Source organism: Acidihalobacter sp. (genome assembly GCF_037381185.1).
Classification (GTDB): Bacteria; Pseudomonadota; Gammaproteobacteria; order DSM-5130; family Acidihalobacteraceae; genus Acidihalobacter_A.
In genome coordinates, this window is sequence record NZ_JARRQY010000036.1 from 51,922 (window position 1) to 67,663 (window position 15,742).

At 65.3% G+C, this 15,742-nt stretch carries 17 protein-coding genes; 11 read left to right on the forward strand and 6 right to left on the reverse strand.

All coding sequences use genetic code 11. From position 1 onward, the window contains the following. Positions 1 to 10 precede the first annotated feature (10 nt). The 11 genes from P8014_RS13285 to P8014_RS13335 all read left to right on the forward strand — a co-directional run bounded on the left by P8014_RS13285 (position 11) and on the right by P8014_RS13335 (position 7,930). Positions 11 to 244, forward strand: coding sequence for a hypothetical protein (locus P8014_RS13285; RefSeq protein ID WP_337817803.1), 234 nt, complete (start codon positions 11 to 13; stop codon positions 242 to 244). Beyond that, positions 237 to 2,384, forward strand: a complete 2,148-nt coding sequence (mdoH, locus tag P8014_RS13290; RefSeq protein ID WP_337817804.1) for a glucans biosynthesis glucosyltransferase MdoH — start codon at positions 237 to 239, stop codon at positions 2,382 to 2,384. Before P8014_RS13285 ends, mdoH begins: the two co-directional genes overlap by 8 nt. Further along, complete coding sequence (locus P8014_RS13295; protein WP_337817805.1) at positions 2,377 to 3,186, forward strand: DUF481 domain-containing protein; 810 nt, start codon at positions 2,377 to 2,379, stop codon at positions 3,184 to 3,186. The genes mdoH and P8014_RS13295 overlap by 8 nt, the downstream gene beginning before the upstream one ends. A gap of 181 nt (positions 3,187 to 3,367) precedes the next feature. After that, the gene (locus tag P8014_RS13300) at positions 3,368 to 3,778 is read left to right on the forward strand and encodes a heavy metal-responsive transcriptional regulator (protein WP_337817806.1); all 411 of its coding nucleotides are present in this window, start codon (positions 3,368 to 3,370) and stop codon (positions 3,776 to 3,778) included. Continuing rightward, on the forward strand, positions 3,778 to 6,246 hold the full coding sequence (locus tag P8014_RS13305) for a heavy metal translocating P-type ATPase (RefSeq protein ID WP_337817807.1): 2,469 nt from the start codon (positions 3,778 to 3,780) through the stop codon (positions 6,244 to 6,246). The genes P8014_RS13300 and P8014_RS13305 overlap by 1 nt, the downstream gene beginning before the upstream one ends. A gap of 108 nt (positions 6,247 to 6,354) precedes the next feature. Beyond that, on the forward strand, positions 6,355 to 6,519 hold the full coding sequence (locus P8014_RS13310; protein ID WP_337817823.1) for a DUF302 domain-containing protein: 165 nt from the start codon (positions 6,355 to 6,357) through the stop codon (positions 6,517 to 6,519). 33 nt (positions 6,520 to 6,552) lie between these two features. Then, positions 6,553 to 6,759 (forward strand): cation transporter, encoded by a 207-nt coding sequence (locus tag P8014_RS13315; protein ID WP_337817808.1) that lies wholly within the window; start codon positions 6,553 to 6,555, stop codon positions 6,757 to 6,759. Positions 6,760 to 6,787: 28 nt separating this feature from the next. Beyond that, entirely contained in the window at positions 6,788 to 7,030 is a 243-nt protein-coding gene (locus tag P8014_RS13320; protein ID WP_337817809.1) for a glutaredoxin, read from the forward strand. An 18-nt stretch (positions 7,031 to 7,048) separates the two neighbouring features. After that, positions 7,049 to 7,330 (forward strand): hypothetical protein, encoded by a 282-nt coding sequence (locus tag P8014_RS13325; RefSeq protein WP_337817810.1) that lies wholly within the window; start codon positions 7,049 to 7,051, stop codon positions 7,328 to 7,330. Next, positions 7,305 to 7,661, forward strand: a complete 357-nt coding sequence (locus tag P8014_RS13330) for a sulfocyanin-like copper-binding protein (protein WP_337817811.1) — start codon at positions 7,305 to 7,307, stop codon at positions 7,659 to 7,661. Before P8014_RS13325 ends, P8014_RS13330 begins: the two co-directional genes overlap by 26 nt. 71 nt (positions 7,662 to 7,732) lie before the next feature. Next, positions 7,733 to 7,930, forward strand: coding sequence for an SHOCT domain-containing protein (locus tag P8014_RS13335; RefSeq protein WP_337817812.1), 198 nt, complete (start codon positions 7,733 to 7,735; stop codon positions 7,928 to 7,930). Here the strand turns inward: P8014_RS13335 and ugpC are convergent. The 6 genes from ugpC to ugpB (P8014_RS13365) form a co-directional block, all read right to left on the reverse strand. After that, positions 7,927 to 8,994 carry a sn-glycerol-3-phosphate ABC transporter ATP-binding protein UgpC gene (gene ugpC / locus P8014_RS13340; protein WP_337817813.1) on the reverse strand — a complete coding sequence of 356 codons (1,068 nt, stop codon included), beginning with the start codon at positions 8,992 to 8,994 and terminating at the stop codon, positions 7,927 to 7,929. The two genes, P8014_RS13335 and ugpC, sit on opposite strands and share 4 nt — an antisense overlap. Positions 8,995 to 9,151: 157 nt before the next feature. Continuing rightward, entirely contained in the window at positions 9,152 to 9,988 is an 837-nt protein-coding gene (ugpE, locus tag P8014_RS13345; RefSeq protein ID WP_337817814.1) for a sn-glycerol-3-phosphate ABC transporter permease UgpE, read from the reverse strand. Further along, a complete protein-coding gene (locus P8014_RS13350; RefSeq protein ID WP_337817815.1) occupies positions 9,985 to 10,884 on the reverse strand; it encodes an ABC transporter permease subunit in 900 nt (299 codons plus the stop codon). Before P8014_RS13350 ends, ugpE begins: the two co-directional genes overlap by 4 nt. Positions 10,885 to 10,930: 46 nt before the next feature. Continuing rightward, the gene (gene ugpB / locus P8014_RS13355; protein ID WP_337817816.1) at positions 10,931 to 12,286 is read right to left on the reverse strand and encodes a sn-glycerol-3-phosphate ABC transporter substrate-binding protein UgpB; all 1,356 of its coding nucleotides are present in this window, start codon (positions 12,284 to 12,286) and stop codon (positions 10,931 to 10,933) included. A gap of 117 nt (positions 12,287 to 12,403) precedes the next feature. Next, a complete protein-coding gene (locus P8014_RS13360; protein WP_337817817.1) occupies positions 12,404 to 13,945 on the reverse strand; it encodes an alkaline phosphatase family protein in 1,542 nt (513 codons plus the stop codon). Positions 13,946 to 14,090: 145 nt separating this feature from the next. Continuing rightward, entirely contained in the window at positions 14,091 to 15,440 is a 1,350-nt protein-coding gene (gene ugpB, locus P8014_RS13365; protein ID WP_337817818.1) for a sn-glycerol-3-phosphate ABC transporter substrate-binding protein UgpB, read from the reverse strand. Positions 15,441 to 15,742: the final 302 nt, after the last annotated feature.

Below are 15,742 nucleotides of genomic sequence, written 5' to 3' on the forward strand. Positions count from 1 at the left end.
GCAGTCCGCCATGCGACACGATGAACTGGCACGTCTCACGTTGCGGTCGCTGGCCTATGCAGAACTGTGTACAGATGAGATCGAGCGCGACGGGCGCGAAGTGCTGGAGTTGCTGGCGCACTCCGTCGAACGGGACGACGGACGTGCGCTGGAGCGGATGATCGACGACCTGGGCGGACACGCGCCTGCGCCGCAGGTCGGGGCTCGGCCGCCGTTCCTGCGAGGGAGCGTGCGCTATGTCTGAACAGGTTCAAGGTGGCTTGCCGCTCCCCGGGTGGGGAGCGGCCATCGACAAGACTTCCTCCTGGCGGCTGACAGCCTGGTGGCGGCGCGGGCTGTTCAGCGCGTTGGTGCTGGCGCAGACGCTGGCCGGTGCCTGGACCATGCTCGCCATCCTGCCCTACCACGGCAGCGGCGTGCTGGAGTTGTCGCTGCTGGCCATCTACACGCTGCTGTTCGCCTGGATCTCGGCGGGCATGTGGATGGCCGTGTTCGGTTTCGCTGTGCGTGCCGCGGGCGGCGATCCACGCTCGCTGCTGCGCCGCCATCGGGGCAGACTCGATGGCACACAGTTGGCGCCTACCGCGGTGCTGATGCCGATTTATCACGAGGACGTGGAACGTTCGCTACGCGGGCTGCGGGCGACCTATCGCTCGTTGCAGCAGAGCGGGCAACTGGCCTATTTCGAATTCTTCATCCTGTCCGACAGCCGCGATCCCGAACGCTGGCTGGCCGAGCAGGCGGCCTGGCAGAAGTTGTGCCGCGAACTGAATGCGCACAGCCGGCTCCACTATCGCCGACGACGCGTCAACCTGAAGGCCAAAACGGGCAACATCGGCGACTTCCTGCGCCGCTGGGGGCGCCGTTTCCGCTATTTCGTGGTGCTCGACGCCGACAGCCTGATGAGCGGCGAGGCCCTGGTGAAGATGGTGCGGCTGATGGAGCGCGAGCCACGCTGCGGCATCTTGCAGACGGCCCCGACGCTGGTCAACGCACGCTCACCGTTCGCGCGCCTGCAGCAGTTCTCCAACCACCTCTACGGCCCGTTGTTCACTGCTGGCCTGGCTTCGCTTCAGCTCGGTGAGGCGGCTTACTGGGGGCACAACGCGATCATCCGCACCGAGCCGTTCATGCGCCACTGCGGTCTGCGCGCGATGCGCGGCCTGGGCTTGTTCCGCGGGCCGGTGCTGAGCCACGATTTCGTCGAGGCCGCCTACATGGCGCGCGCCGGCTACGAGGTGTGGCTGGAGCCCGGGCTCGACGGCAGCTACGAGGAATCGCCTCCGTCGCTGGATGACGAACTGGCGCGCGACCGCCGCTGGGCCAAGGGCAATCTGCAGCACCTGCGTCTGCTGTTCGGCGCCCGCGGCGTGCGCTTCGCGCACCGCCTGGCCTTCCTCAACGGCATATTGTCCTACGCCGCCTCGCCGCTGTGGCTGGCTTTTCTGGCATTGAGTACGGCCGAAGTCGCACGCTTCACGCTGTGGCCCATCGACTACTTCCCCAGCCGCTACAGCCTGTTTCCGGTATGGCCGCAATGGAATCCCGGCTGGGCGGTGGGACTGGCCTCGAGTACCGCGCTCATCCTGCTGTTGCCGAAACTGCTGGCCCTGGTCGACGCCGGGCTGCGCACCTGGCGCCGGCGCGCCTACGGCGGCCTCGCGCGCCTGCTCGGCGGTGCGCTGTTGGAAACCCTGGGGTCGGCGCTGCTGGCGCCGGTGCGCATGCTCGCGCACAGCCGCTACGTGGTCGGTGCGCTGCTGGCCATCCAGGTGCAGTGGGCGGGGCAGAATCGCAGCGAGGAACTGGCCTGGGGCGCTACGCTGCTCAAGCATCTGCCCGCGGCCCTGGTCGCCTTGGCCTGGGCCGGCTTCGGCTATCACCTCAAGCCGATGTTCTTCTACTGGTCGCTGCCGGTCGTCGTGCCGCTGCTGCTGGCTGCACCGACTTCGGTGCTGCTGTCGCGCTTCGCGCTCGGCGATCGTCTGCGCCGCGCCGGCCTGTGGACGATCCCCCAGGAGGCGCCCGGTGCCGATCCGCTGCTCGCCGATCTGCAATGCGACGCGTTGCTGGAGCGCTCCCGCATCGGCCTCGGCGCCTTCGAGATGGCGATCCTGCATCCGCGTCGCAACGTGCTGGCCCGCGGCATGGCACGCTCGGAACGCGGGCCGCGCGCCGATCGCGTGAGGCAGTTGCGCGAGCGCTGCCTGGATGAGGGGCCGCAAGCGCTGCAGCGCGACGAACTGGCTCTGCTCGCCGACAGCCGTGAAGCGCTGGCCTGGCTGCACCGCAGTGCCTGGCTGGCCGCTCCCGACAATCCCTGGGGAGCGCGCGCCGAGGCGCTGGCTCTTACGGTCTGCACGCCACGCGATAACCGTGAGTGAACGCTTGCGGCAGTGCGGCAGGCATCGCAGGCGAACGGTGCCGCGGATCCTGGCGGGTGGACTGGCACTGTGCGCCGCAGGCGCGGCGCATGCGGATCCGCCCTATCCGCCGTTCCTGATCGACGCCGAACCCTCGGTATTCGATCTTGGTCAGCTTGAACCCAAGGCGCAGCTGAAGGGAACGCTGAGCCTTGGCGGCGTGCGCACCACCGGCAGCAGCAGCAACACCAACGGCAACGGCAAGTTCGAACTCAAGTACCGTTATGCGCGCTGGCACAACCGGCTCAAGCTGTCGGCGTTGTACGGCTCGCAGGACGGCAACACCACCGCGCGGCGCTATGCCGGCTCCGATACGCTGCGCTACTATTTGACGGCCCGCCGCTTCCTGTTCACCAATCTGGCCGGCCTGCAGGACCGTTTCGCTGGCTACGACTACCAGTTCTCCGAAACCGCCGGTTACGGCTGGCGCGTGCTGCACGGCGGCCCGCAGGGGCTCGATCTGGAACTCGGCGCAGGTCTGGCGCAGACGCAGGAGGTCGATGGGCCGCGCCGCAACGGTGGCGTGGCCCGCCTCGCAGCGCACTACAGCTACCATCTGAGCGACCATTCCAAGTTCTCCCAGGCGGTGGAAATGTTCGCCGACCACAACGCCTATACCCAGGCAGTCACTTCGCTGGACGTTTCGGTGTACGGCGATATCGGGCTGCAGCTCAGCTACACGGTCACTCATAACACGCGGACGCCGTCCGACGTGCCGAAGACCACCTCGATCACCTCGATCAATCTGCTTTACAGCTTCTGACACGCTGCTATGCGACAGGCGGTCGATCCGATGTCCGCGCTTGTGTCCGTATCGAAGTCCTGAGCTCTGCGTTCGTGGAAATTAATTCTTGACTCTAAAGTAAACATTAGGGTGTAGACTTACGCCGATTAATCATCGGATGGGGCCGTGGGCGCATCGGGCGGCACCGGAGGGAGTGGGCATGAAAAGCGATTTCACCATTGGGGCATTGGCGCGCAGCGAAGGCGTAGCCACTGAAACGTTGCGCTACTACGAGCGCCTCGGCTTGATCGAGCCGAGCGGACGTACCGCGTCCAACTATCGTCTGTACGACATGACGGCTGTGCGTCAGCTGCGTTTCATCCGCCGCGCGCAGGCGTTGGGATTTTCCTTGACCGAAATCGGCGAGTTGCTGTCGCTGCATGCTCAGCCTGCGGCGGACATGGGAGACGTCAAGCGGTTGGCGGAGCACAAGATCGCCGATATCGAAAGGCGGATAGAGGATCTGGAGCGCATGAAGGCGGGCCTGGGAACGCTGGCCGAGAACTGCCCAGGCCATGGTCCGACCGCTGAATGCCCGATACTCGCCACCCTGCTCAGGGACGAGAACTGATGGACCCCGCCGCCGGATCGCACGAGCTGGATATCGGCGTCGAGGGCATGACCTGCGCGTCCTGCAGCGCGCGCGTCGAGCGCGGCCTGCGCAAGCTTCCTGGAGTCGCTTCGGCCAGCGTGAATCTCGCCACCGAGCGCGCCGAGGTGCGTTTCGATCCGCAGTTGCTCAAGGTCGAACAGATCGCCGAGGCGATCCGCGAGATCGGCTATGCACCGGTCACGGCCGAGGCCGACCTGGCGGTCGAAGGCATGACCTGCGCTTCCTGTGTAGGGCGGGTGGAGCGCGCGTTGCGGCGCCAGGACGGCGTGCTCGAGGTCAGCGTAAACCTGGCTACCGAACGCGCGCATCTGCGCTACGCGCCGGCCACGACCGACCTTCAGACCCTCGCCGGCGCAGTGACCGAGGCCGGTTATGCGGCGCACCCGGTCGACCAGGGCGGAGATGACGAAGAGGCCCGTAAACGCCAGGCAACGCTGCATGCCATGGGCCGGGACGTGATCCTGGCTCTGGCTTTGGCGCTGCCGATCCTGATGTTGTCGATGGGGGCGAGCTTCGTGCCGGCCTGGCAGCAGTTGCTGGCCACCGCGAGCCCGATTCCGCGTTTTTGGGACTGGGTGCAACTGCTGCTCGCCACGGTGGTGCTGTTCGGCCCCGGACGGCGGTTTTTCCGGCCCGGATGGATTGCCTATCGTCACCTGTCGCCGGATATGAATTCGTTGGTGGCGACCGGTACCGGCGCGGCTTGGGCCTACAGCCTGCTGGTGCTGCTGGTGCCGGGCCTATTCCCGCCCGAGGCGCGCCATGTCTATTTCGACTCGGCGGCGGTGGTGGTGGCAGCCGTGTTGACGGGCAAGTATTTGGAAGAGCTGGTCAAGGGGCGAACCTCGGCGGCGATCCGCAAACTGGTTGGCCTGCAGGCGAAGACCGCCCGCCGTCTCGACGCCACAGGCGAGGAGCAGGACGTGGCGGTGGCGCAGCTGCACGTGGGCGATCGGCTGGTGGTGCGTCCGGGCGAGCGCTTTGCGGTGGACGGTCGTGTGGTCGAAGGACGTGCGCACGTCGACGAATCCATGCTCACCGGCGAGCCGCTGCCGGTCGCCAAGGATGAGGGCGACAGCGTGGTCGGCGGCACCGTGGATCAGGACGGTCGGTTGGTGATCGAAGCGACCTCGGTCGGGCGGGACACCGTACTGGCGCAGATCATCAAACTGGTGGAGAGCGCGCAGACCGGTAAGCTGCCGATACAGGGGTTGGCCGACCGCGTGGTGCGGGTATTCACGCCGGCGGTCATCGCCATTGCGCTGGTCGCCTTCGGCGTGTGGATGGCAGCGGTGGGCAACGTGAGCCTGGCGCTGGTGGCCGCGGTGGCGGTGCTGGTGGTGGCCTGTCCGTGCGCGATGGGGCTGGCGACCCCGGCGGCGATCATGGTCGGCACCGGCCGCGCCGCGGAACTCGGCGTGTTGTTCCGCAAGGGCGAAGCGCTGGAGAGTCTGTCGAAAGTGAATACGGTGCTGTTCGACAAGACCGGTACGTTGACCGAGGGTCGTCCGGCGCTGGTCGCGTCCGCCGGACCCGAGCCGGACGAGGCGCTGCGTCTGGCTGCGGCGCTGGAAGCGGCCTCCGAGCATCCGCTGGGGCGGGCGATCATCGCCGCCGCCGACGAGCGCGGCATGGTCGCGCCGCCGGTGGAGAACTTTCGTGCAGTGGTCGGTCACGGCATCGAGGGTGACCTCGAAGGGCGCCGGGTGCGGGTGGGAGCGCGCCGTTTCATGGAACGCGAAGGCGTCCCGCTCGGAGCGCTCGGCACGCAGGCGTCCGAGCTTGAAGGCGCCGGCCGCACGGTGGTCTACGTCGCGGCTGGGGACGAGGTGCTGGGCCTGCTGGCCATTGCCGACCGTGTCAAACCCGAGTCCCATGCCGTGGTGAGTGCGCTGCGCAAGAGCGGGGTCGCCGTGGCAATGGTTACCGGCGATGCACGCCGCACCGCCGAGTCTGTGGCCACGCAGCTTGGTATCGACGAGGTACACGCAGAGGTGTTGCCGCAAGATAAAGCGAAGGTCGTGACGCAGCTGCAGCAGGCCGGACGACGCGTCGCTTTCGTCGGCGACGGTATCAACGACGCGCCGGCGCTGGCGCAGGCCGACGTGGGCATCGCCCTGGCCAGCGGCACCGACATCGCCATCGAGGCGGCCGACGTTACGCTGACCCGAGGCCAACTGAGCGAGGTGGTTACCGCCGTGACCGCTGCGCGCCGCACGCTGGGCAACATCCGCGGCAACCTGTTCTGGGCCTTTTTCTACAACATTCTGCTGATCCCGATTGCGGCCGGCGTGGCCGCGCCGTTCGGCGTGCACATGAGTCCGATGCTGGCCGGCGTGGCCATGGGCCTGTCGTCGATCTTCGTGCTCAGCAACAGCTTGCGTCTGAAGCGCCTGCAGGCATTCCACGCCGATGCGGCCGTATAGAACTTTCACCCCAAAGCCTGGAGACAGATAACACCATGAGCCAGTTCGTTTTTACCGTGCCGAGTAGCGACGGTTTCGAGACCACCGTGCAGCGCGTCACCGAAGCTGCTGCCCTGCAACGTGGTGGTACGCGAGGAACAGGACGGCCGGGTCAGCGTGGTGTTCATGGATCCGGCGGCCGTGCTCGGCATGGTCACGAATCCGACCATCGAAGGCCTCGGACATGAGGTGGCCGCCAAGTTGCAGCGCGTGGCGACGGCCCTGACCACCTGAACAATTCGGTAACCCTTTGCAAGGAGCAAGCAAATGAGCGACTTCAATCTGAAGATCACCGGCATGAGCTGCGAGCACTGCGTGCGCGCCGCGACCAAAGCCCTGGAAGGTGTGCCGGGCGTGCAAAGCGCGGAAGTGACCCTGACCCCCGGCGGCGCCGTGGTGCACGGCGAGGCGGACGTTGCGGCGCTGATCGCGGCGGTGCAGGAAGAGGGTTACGAAGCCGAAGTGCAGAGCTGAGGGCCCTGAGCCGTCCGGTGCTGACGACATGAACCGCGTGCTGCTCTACACCAGTCCCGGCTGCCCCGACTGCGCGGCGGTGAAGCGCTACCTGCACCAATGCGGCGTCGCCTTCGAGGAGCGCGACGTCACGCAGCCCGGGGTTGCCGAAGAGGCCAAGTCCCGGTACGGCGTGCGTATCGCGCCGATCACGGTGATCGACGGCGAAGCGTCCTACGGGACCTTCGCCGAACAGAAGGCGGTGCTCGATTCCCGACTTGAGGGAGACTAGGCCGCAGGAGTATTCGCGATGGAAGCGAAAGACGTGACGAAGTCGGCTGCCGGATTCGCTCTCGGTCTGGCGATGGCCATGCTGGTGTCCGTGCTGGCGCAGGGTATGTACGGCGGCGGCATGATGGGCGGCGGGGCGCGCAACGACGGTCCGGTAAGCGAGGGTTGGGGCGGCCAGGTGTGGGACTACGCCAAGGTTAAGCAGTACCTCAAGGCTTCGTCCGAATACGGCCACGCACACGGTGCGCTTCACCGGCCGCCAGGTGATCATCGACATGACCGCGGTGCAGCCGGGGCATGACGACGGCACCTTCGAGGTGCATAACATCACCAATCCGACGTTGGTGGTCCCGCAAGGGGCTGTGGTGCATGTGAATCTCGTCAACATGGACTACGGCAAGGACATGGAGCATGGCGTGATCATCACGCCGGCGGGTCCGCCGTACGCCTACATGTCCATGATGCAGACCGGACCCGGCTTTGCCGGCGTGATGCCGCTGCTGCCCTGGCGCAACGCCGACGACATCACCCAGGCCGACTACGCGGCGCAGGGTACGTACTGGTACGTATGCCCGACGCCGGGACACGCCAGGAAAGGCATGTACGGCAAGTTCGTCATCAGCGGCGGTTGAGGTTGCGGTCATGTCCTACGGCTATGGGCATGAGGGCTTCTACTTCGGCGCGATGTGGGGGGATACCCTTTATGGGCTTGCTGATAATGCTCGCGGTACTTGCCGTTGTTGTCTGGCTGGTGTTCGGCCCGATTCGTGCGGCGAGCGGACGGCGCGGTTCCGAGGCGTTGCCGCGCGACCCGGCGATGGATGCGTTGCGCGAGCGCTACGCACGCGGCGAGATCGACCGCGAGACCTTCGAGCGCATGCGCGAAGACCTGCGCGGCTAATCCTGCGTCAGCCGGGCACCGTTTTCCGCGTCGAACAGATGCAGGGCGTCCGGCGTGACGGTGAGTCGCCCCACCTGGTCTTTCGCATACAGGGTTTCGCCGGCCAGGCGCAGCGTGCAGGGCTGTTTGCCGATGTTGCCGTGCAGCAGCGTTTCCGCCCCCAGCGGTTCCTGCAGGTCGAGCGAGAAGGGCAGCGGTCCGTTCGCGTCCGGGACGAACGCCTCGGGGCGTATGCCGAGCGTGACGCGCTGTCCGCCTTCCATGGACGTCGGTAAGGGCAGCGGAGCCTCTACCCCGGCTATTTCCACCGAGTCGCCGGTGGCGTTCAGCCGCGCTTCGAACAGGTTCATCGGCGGCGAGCCGAGAAAGCCGGCGACGAAGGTGGTCGCGGGGCAGGCGTAGACAGCCGACGGATGGCCGACCTGTTCGACCCGGCCGCGGTTCATCACCACCACGCGCTGCGCCAGCGTCATGGCCTCGACCTGGTCGTGGGTGACGTAGAGCGTGGTGGTGCCCAGGCGCTGGTGCAGGCGCTTGATCTCGACACGTACCGAGGCGCGCAGCTTGGCGTCGAGGTTGGACAGCGGCTCGTCGAACAGGAACAACTGCGGCTCGCGCACGATGGCGCGCCCCATTGCGACGCGCTGGCGCTGGCCGCCGGAGAGCGCGCGGGGTTTGCGGTCGAGATATTCGCCGAGGCCGAGCAGGTCGGCGGCCCATTCCACGCGCCGCGTGATTTCCTCCGTGGCCATGCCGCGCAGCTTCAGGCCGTAGGCCAGGTTCTTGCGCACGCTCATGTGCGGATACAGCGCGTAGTTCTGGAACACCATGGCGATGTCTCGCGCGCGCGGTTCGAGATCGTTGACGCGCTTGTCGCCGATCAGGATGTCGCCGTCGCTGGGCGTTTCGAGGCCCGCCACCATGCGCAGCAGCGTGGTCTTGCCGCAGCCCGAGGGACCCACCAGTACGACGAACTCGCCGTCGGCGACCTCCAGATCGGTCGGGGTGAGGGCGGCGGTGTCGCCGAAGCGCTTGGTGAGCGAGCGTAGGGTGAGGGTGGCCATTAGGGTACCTCGAAAAACCGTCCGAACGGCCCGAGTGCAAGGCGGACGGAGCGTAGGCCGGAGCACTGCTCCGGCGAGGCTTTTAGTAGATAGGCGAGGGAACGAGCATCGCCCAACGCAGCAATCGGGTCGCACAGCCGGCTTTTCGAGGTGCTCATTATTTCTCCGTCTCGGTCAGGCCCTTGATGAACCAGCGCTGCATGAGCACCACCACCAGCACCGGCGGCGTCAGGGCGAGGAGGGCGGTCGCCATGACGAGGTTCCATTGCGGCAGCGAGAAGCTCGCCGCGGCGGTGATCATGCCCTGGATACCCATGACGATGGTGGCGTAGTTCTGGTTGTTGGTCGTCAGCAGCGGCCAGAGGTATTGGTTCCAGCCGTAGACGAATTCGAGGACGAACAGGGCGGCGATGTTGGTGCGCGACAGCGGCAGAGCCGTGTCGAGGAAGAAGCGTACCGGCCCGGCGCCGTCGATCCGGGCGGCGTCGACGAGCGTGTGCGGCAGGGTGAGAAAGAACTGACGGAACAGAAACGTGGCGGTGGCCGAGGCGATCAAGGGCACGATCAGCCCGCCGTAGCTGTTGAGCATGTGCAGCCCGGCGGTCACTTGGTAGGTGGGGAAGAAGCGCACTTCCACCGGCAGCATCAGGGTGAGGAAGATCAGCCAGAAGGCGGTCATGCGCAGCGGGAAACGGAAGTACACCACCGCGTAGGCGGACAGTATGGAGATCGTCAGCTTGCCGACGGTGATGCCCAGCGCCATCAGCAGGCTGTTGCCGAGCATGAGCCATACCGGCGGCGCACCGGGCAGACCCTGGAACAACACGCTGGCGAAGTTGTGCAGCAGTTGCCCGCCGGGCAGTAGCGGGAATTCACCGAGCAGCGCGCGGGCGCTGTGGCTGGCGGCGACTAGGGCGATGTAGAGGGGTGTGAGAATGGCGAGTGCGGCAAGCGCCAGGACGAGCGTGCGCACACGGAGTTGGCGGATTTTCATTGATAGTGGATCTGGCGATCGAGATAGCGGAACTGGAATAGCGTGAGCAGGCCGACCAGCAGCATCAGGATGATGGATTGCGCGGCGGCCGAGCCGAGATTCAGGTTCTGGAAACCATCCTGATAGACCTTGTAGACCAGCGTTTGGGTTGCATTGGACGGCCCTCCTTGGGTGACGATGCTGATGACGCCGAACGTGTCGAAGAACACGTAGGTGATGTTCATGATCAGCAGGAAGAACGTCGTGGGTGCGAGCAGCGGGAAAACGATGCCGAAGAAGCGGCGCATGTAGCTTGCGCCGTCCAGGGAGGCCGCTTCGAGCAGCGCGTCCGGTATGCCTTGCAGGCCGGCGGTGAAGAACAGGAAGTTGTAGGCGATCTGCTGCCAGGCGGTGAGGCTGATGATCAGCAACAGGGCCTGCGTGCCGTTGAGTGCATAGTTCCACTGGATGCCTAGCGCGGCGAGCAAATCCGTCGCCGGGCCGATCTGGGGCGCGAAGGCGAACAGCCAGAGCGCCCCGGCGATGGCCGGCGCCACGGCATACGGCCAGATGAACAGCGTTCTGAAAAAGGTGTGCCCGGCGACGAGGTCTTCGGTGAGCACGGCCAGGAACAGCCCCATGCCCATGGACAGCACGGTGGTGGAGAGCGAATAGACGAGGGTGATCCCGATGGCGTGCAGGTAGGCAGGGTCGGCGAACAAGGCCGTGAAGTTTCCCAGGCCGACGAAATAGCTTCCCAGGCCGAACGGATTGCTTTGATAGAACGCGCCGGACAGGGCCTTGAACGCCGGCCAGACGAAAAATACGCAGGTGATGGCCAGCTGCGGCGCGAGCAGCAGGTAGGGCAGCCAGCGGTTGGGAAACGATGTCAGCGTGGCGGTGGGTGCGGCTTTCATCGGCGTGCGTTCGGGCGCAGGCAGCGGTTGGCTGGACAGGCCACGCTCAGTGGCCTTCCCGCTGGCTCAGATAGAACTGCGCCAGCAGTTGGTCGCCCTGGCGTTTCGCCGTCGCCAGCGCCTGTCCGGCTGTTTGCTGACCGGCGAACACGGCGGACATCTCATTGCGGATGATTTGGCGAATCTGCGGCATGTAGCCGAGGCGAATGCCCATGGTCCAGGGCTTCGGCGGCTTGTTCTTCAGTTCCTCTACCGCAACGATGGTGCCCGGGTTGTCCGCATAGAAGCCTTCCTGCTTGAGGCGTGCGAAACCGCCGCGGGTGCTGGGCACGTAATTCGTGCGTTTCGCCCAATAGGCCTGCGCCTTGTCGGACATCAGGAAATGCAGGAAGGCGGCGATCCCGGGATAGTGGTCGGCCGGCAGCCCGTTCATCACCCACAGCGAAGCGCCGCCGACGACGGTGTTCTGCGGCGCATCCGGCTGCGTCGAGGCATAGGGCAGGGGCGCGACGCCGAACGGAAATTTGGCGCCGGCCTGAATGGTGGGGTACGAGGCCGAACTCGCCGTGTACATGGCGCAATGGCCGCTGACGAACAGGGCGGTGCTGGGGCCGGGGGAGGCGCCGACGTATTCGAACACGCCGGATTTCGACCATGTTCCCAATTGCGCCAGGTGTTTTACGAAGACCGGATCGTCAATGCGCAGTTTTACGTTTTTGGCGGATTGATAGCCGTTGTCGTCGGTGGCGTAGTGCACGCCGTTCCAAACGGAGAACTGCTCCATCTGGATCCAGTTCGGGTGGTCGGTGGTGAAGCCGCAGGGCACGCCGGCCGCGACGAGCTTGGCGCCGATCGTGCCCATTTGCGCCCAGGTTTTCGGCGGCTTGGCGCCGATTCTGTTCAGCAGCGTCTTGTTATAGAACAGCACCGGCGTGGAGCTGTTGAAGGGCAGCGACACCAGGCGATTCTGCGTGTCCGCATAGTAGCTTGCCGCCGCCGGGATGAACTGCTGCGTGGAAAACGGGATGTGTTCGCGCTGCATCAGCCGGTAGACGGGGATGTAGGTGCCCTTGGAACCCATCATGGTCGCGGTGCCGACGTCGAGTATTTGCGCGATGTCCGGCGTGGCGTGCGCACGGTAGGCGGCGATCGTGGCCAGCATGGTTTCCTTGTAGGTGCCCTTGAATACGGGAACGACCGTGTAGCGCTGCTGCGATGCGTTGAATTCGTTCACCAAATGTTGCAGCACTTCGCCGCGCATGCCGCCCATTGCTGTCCAGAAGGACAGCTGGATGCGGTCCGCCGCCATGGTTTGCGCGGCCATGGGCAGCAGCGCGGCGGATACAGCGAGTGCCGCGAGCGTTTTGGCGATTTTCGCGGCGAATCCGGTGGTAAGCGGCATGCGACGAGTCCTTGTCTGAAAGAGGGATTTAGCGGGCGAATGCGGCAGAGCGCACACTCTAGTCACGCTGCGTTTCAACCGCGTGACAGCCTGCGCATCGCTGGGCGGACGCGGGGGTTATCCCGGGTAGAGACCGCCGGGGCCGGACATGTAATGGGTCAGGCTGCGGTTGGCGTGGCGCAGGCGCCAGGCCAGCATCTTCTCAGCATATTCCAGGCGGACATGGCGGTATCCGGGGTCGGACGCGAGATCGATGCGCTGGTTCGGATCGTTTTCCAGGTCGAACAGCAGCGGCGGGAGTCCGTTGAAATATACGTATTTCCACTTTTCGTCGCGTAGGACGCAGAGTGCGCAGGCATGCGCGTCCAGGTCCAGTGCGGTTTCGATCTTCGCGTTGCGCACGTCGCGGAAATCGAATTCCCAGTGCGCGTCCCGGCGCCAGTCGTCGGGGCAGCGGTCGTGCACGAGCGGCAGCAGCGAACGGCCGTCCACTTGCGATGGGATCGGCTGCTCCAGCCAGGCCATGATCGTGGGAAAGATGTCGACGGATTCGGTGAAGCGGTCGATCCTCTGTCCGCGCAGCGTGTCCGCCGCCGCGTCGGGATCCACGACGATCAGCGGTACGTGGTACGACTCGTCCCAGTGGCCGAGCTTGCCGAGCAGATGCCGATCGCCGAGCTGTTCGCCGTGGTCGCCGGTGAAGATGACCAGCGTGTCCTGCCAGCGATCGTGCGCGTCCAGCCAGGCGAAAATCCTGCCCAGGTGGTCGTCGATCTCTTCGATGAGGCCGTAATAGGTCGCGCGCAACTGCCTGAAGTCCTGCTCCGACAGGTCGCGGACGAGTCCTCCGCCAGGGCGGAAGAAGCTCTTCTGCTGCTGTGTCCGCAGGAAGTAGTTCGCTAGCGGATGCTGCGCGGCGACTTCTTCGGCGCTGCCAGCGTCGAGCGGCGCGGGCACGTCGTCGGGATGGTAGCGGTCGTGATATTCGCGTGGTGCGGTGAACGGTGGATGCGGGCGCCAGTAGCCCAGGTGCAGAAACCAGGGTTGTGTGGCTGCGCCGTCGAGATATTCCAGAGCCTTATCGGTGAACCAGGCCGTGTCGCTATGCCGGGCCGCGATCCGTGAAGGGGCATACGTGGGACCGCGTTGCCCGGACCAGCCCGGTTTGGCGAGCCAGGTGTCTAGCGCATCGCTTCCCGGCAGCGCGTAGCCCTGAGTTTTGAGGTAGGCCAGATAGGGGCGCTTACCGGGGGAGAATGGTGCGATCGGGGTGAAGCCGTCGAGAATCGTGCCGGTGCTTTCGAAGCACGGATCCTGCGGCGGGACGACACGCGGGTCCGGCGTGGTGCTCGTATAGCCGGTCAATGCTGGGTCGTAACCGGCATTGCGTAGCGCACCGGCGAGGTTTTCCAGACCCGCATCGAGCGGGGTGCCGTTGCCTACGACGCGGTGTGTCATTTGGTACGTGCCGGTGAGCAGGCTGGCGCGCGCCGGCCCGCAGGGCGCCGCCTGGCAATAGTGCCGGGTGAACGTCGTGCCCTTGCGCATCAGGCGTTCCAGGTTGGGCGCGCGGATGCCGCTCTGCCCGAGCGACGGCAGCGTATCGCCGCGCCATTGGTCGACTACGATGAACAGGACGTTGCGAGTCTTCTTTGCCATAAGCTTTTCGTGCGGTTGCGCCCACCTGCTGTGTCGGAAACAGTTGTGCCTGTCCCTGGAGACTTTGTGAGGTATCGCGGGTTTGATGGGAGGAAACAACACCGCCCCGGCACGCCGTGCCGGAGCGGAAAGGTCATGCGTCGGTTTAGTGCTGCAGGCTTTGCGTGAACTGTTGCAGCAGAACGTCGCCCTGGCGTTTGGCTTCGTCGAGCGCGGTTTGTGCGCTCTTGTGCCCGGCGAACACGGCTTCCATTTCGTTGCGCTCGACCTGGCGAATCTGCGGCATGTAGCCGAGGCGGATGCCCATGGTCCAGGGCTTGGGGGCCTTGTTGGACAGCTCGTCGATGGCGACCATCGCGCCGGGCTGTTCGTTGTAGAAGCCTTCGCTCTTGAGCTGCTGATAGCCGGCCTGGGTGACCGGCACGTAGCCGGTGCTGCTGGCCCAGTAGGCCTGAGACTTACCGGACATCATGAATTTCAGGAACGCGGCAATGCCGGCGTAGTGGCTGGACGGTACACCCTTCATCACCCACAGCGAGGCGCCGCCGACTACGGTGTTCTGCGGCGCATCGGCGAGCTTGCCGTCATACGGCATGGGGCCGATGCCGAAGGGGAACTGCGCGCCGCCCTTGATCGCGGCATACGAGGCCGAGCTGCCCATGTACATGGCGCAATGACCGCTGACGAACAGCGGGCGGCTGTTGCTTTCGGGGCCACCGTACTCGAACACGCCGCTCTTGGACCATTCGCCCAACTGCGCGAGATGCTCAACGTAGGGCTTGTCGTTGATCAGCAGCTTGACGCCCTTGACAGCCTTGTAGCCGTTGTCGTGGGTGGCGTAATGCAGGCCGTTCCACAGCGAGAACTGTTCCATCTGCACCCAGGCGGGCCAGCCGGTGGTGAATCCGCAGGCGGCGCCGCTTGCGCGCAGCTTCTTGCCCACCACGTCCATTTCGGCCCAGGTCTTGGGCGGTTGCACACCGGCTTTGGCGAACAGATCCTTGTTGTAGAAGATCACCGGCGTGGAGCTGTTGAACGGCAGGGACACCAGCTTGCCCTGAGTGTTGGAATAGTAGCTGGCCGCGGCGGGGATGAACTGCTTGGTGGAGAAGGCGATGTGCTCCTTGGCCATCAGGTTGTACACCGGCACGTAGGCGCCCCTGGCGGACATCATGGTGGCGGTGCCGACATCGAAGATCTGCACGATGTCTGGTGGATTGTGGGCGCGGAAGGCGGCGATGGCCGACAGCATCGTTTCCTTGTAGGTGCCCTTGAACACGGGAACGACTTCGTAGCGGTTCTGCGACTGGTTGAACTCGTCGGCGAGGTGCTGGACCGTTTCGCCCAGCTTGCCGCTCATCGCGTTCCAGAACTGGATCTTCACGCGATCCGCGGCATGGGCCGAATATGCGGCGAAGACGGTGGACAAAGCGAGCAGGCCGCTCGCCACGCCGGCCAGGCGGCGGGCGTCGGGTTTTCTCCTGATATTGCTCATGGTTACAACTCCGTATTTGTTATTGCGCCGGATTTCGTCAGCGGTGAGGTGACCGCATATCGCTGCGCACCTTAGTGCGTGGAAGTGACGTATTGATGACCGGCCGGCCGGAGTTGCGGTGCAGACAAGTCGAGCGGGATGTCGACCCGCCGGCGCGTTCGCAGACGCGCCGGCAGGCGTGGCGGGATCAGGTCTCGGCCTTGCCGTGCTGCAGGTGCACGTCCATCTGCGGGAACGGGATGCCGATGCCGTTGGCGTCGAAGGTCGTCTTGATGACTTCGAGCAGATCGCAGCGGGTGACC

Coding starts and splice junctions, on each gene's coding strand:
- P8014_RS13285 (WP_337817803.1), top strand. CDS start 11: ATGCGACACGATGAACTGGCACGTCTCACGTTGCGGTCGCTGGCCTAT.
- mdoH (WP_337817804.1), top strand. CDS start 237: ATGTCTGAACAGGTTCAAGGTGGCTTGCCGCTCCCCGGGTGGGGAGCG.
- P8014_RS13300 (WP_337817806.1), top strand. CDS start 3,368: ATGAAAAGCGATTTCACCATTGGGGCATTGGCGCGCAGCGAAGGCGTA.
- P8014_RS13305 (WP_337817807.1), top strand. CDS start 3,778: ATGGACCCCGCCGCCGGATCGCACGAGCTGGATATCGGCGTCGAGGGC.
- P8014_RS13315 (WP_337817808.1), top strand. CDS start 6,553: ATGAGCGACTTCAATCTGAAGATCACCGGCATGAGCTGCGAGCACTGC.
- P8014_RS13320 (WP_337817809.1), top strand. CDS start 6,788: ATGAACCGCGTGCTGCTCTACACCAGTCCCGGCTGCCCCGACTGCGCG.
- P8014_RS13325 (WP_337817810.1), top strand. CDS start 7,049: ATGGAAGCGAAAGACGTGACGAAGTCGGCTGCCGGATTCGCTCTCGGT.
- P8014_RS13330 (WP_337817811.1), top strand. CDS start 7,305: ATGACCGCGGTGCAGCCGGGGCATGACGACGGCACCTTCGAGGTGCAT.
- P8014_RS13335 (WP_337817812.1), top strand. CDS start 7,733: ATGGGCTTGCTGATAATGCTCGCGGTACTTGCCGTTGTTGTCTGGCTG.
- ugpC (WP_337817813.1), bottom strand. CDS start 8,994: ATGGCCACCCTCACCCTACGCTCGCTCACCAAGCGCTTCGGCGACACC.
- ugpE (WP_337817814.1), bottom strand. CDS start 9,988: ATGAAAATCCGCCAACTCCGTGTGCGCACGCTCGTCCTGGCGCTTGCC.
- P8014_RS13350 (WP_337817815.1), bottom strand. CDS start 10,884: ATGAAAGCCGCACCCACCGCCACGCTGACATCGTTTCCCAACCGCTGG.
- ugpB (WP_337817816.1), bottom strand. CDS start 12,286: ATGCCGCTTACCACCGGATTCGCCGCGAAAATCGCCAAAACGCTCGCG.
- P8014_RS13360 (WP_337817817.1), bottom strand. CDS start 13,945: ATGGCAAAGAAGACTCGCAACGTCCTGTTCATCGTAGTCGACCAATGG.
- ugpB (WP_337817818.1), bottom strand. CDS start 15,440: ATGAGCAATATCAGGAGAAAACCCGACGCCCGCCGCCTGGCCGGCGTG.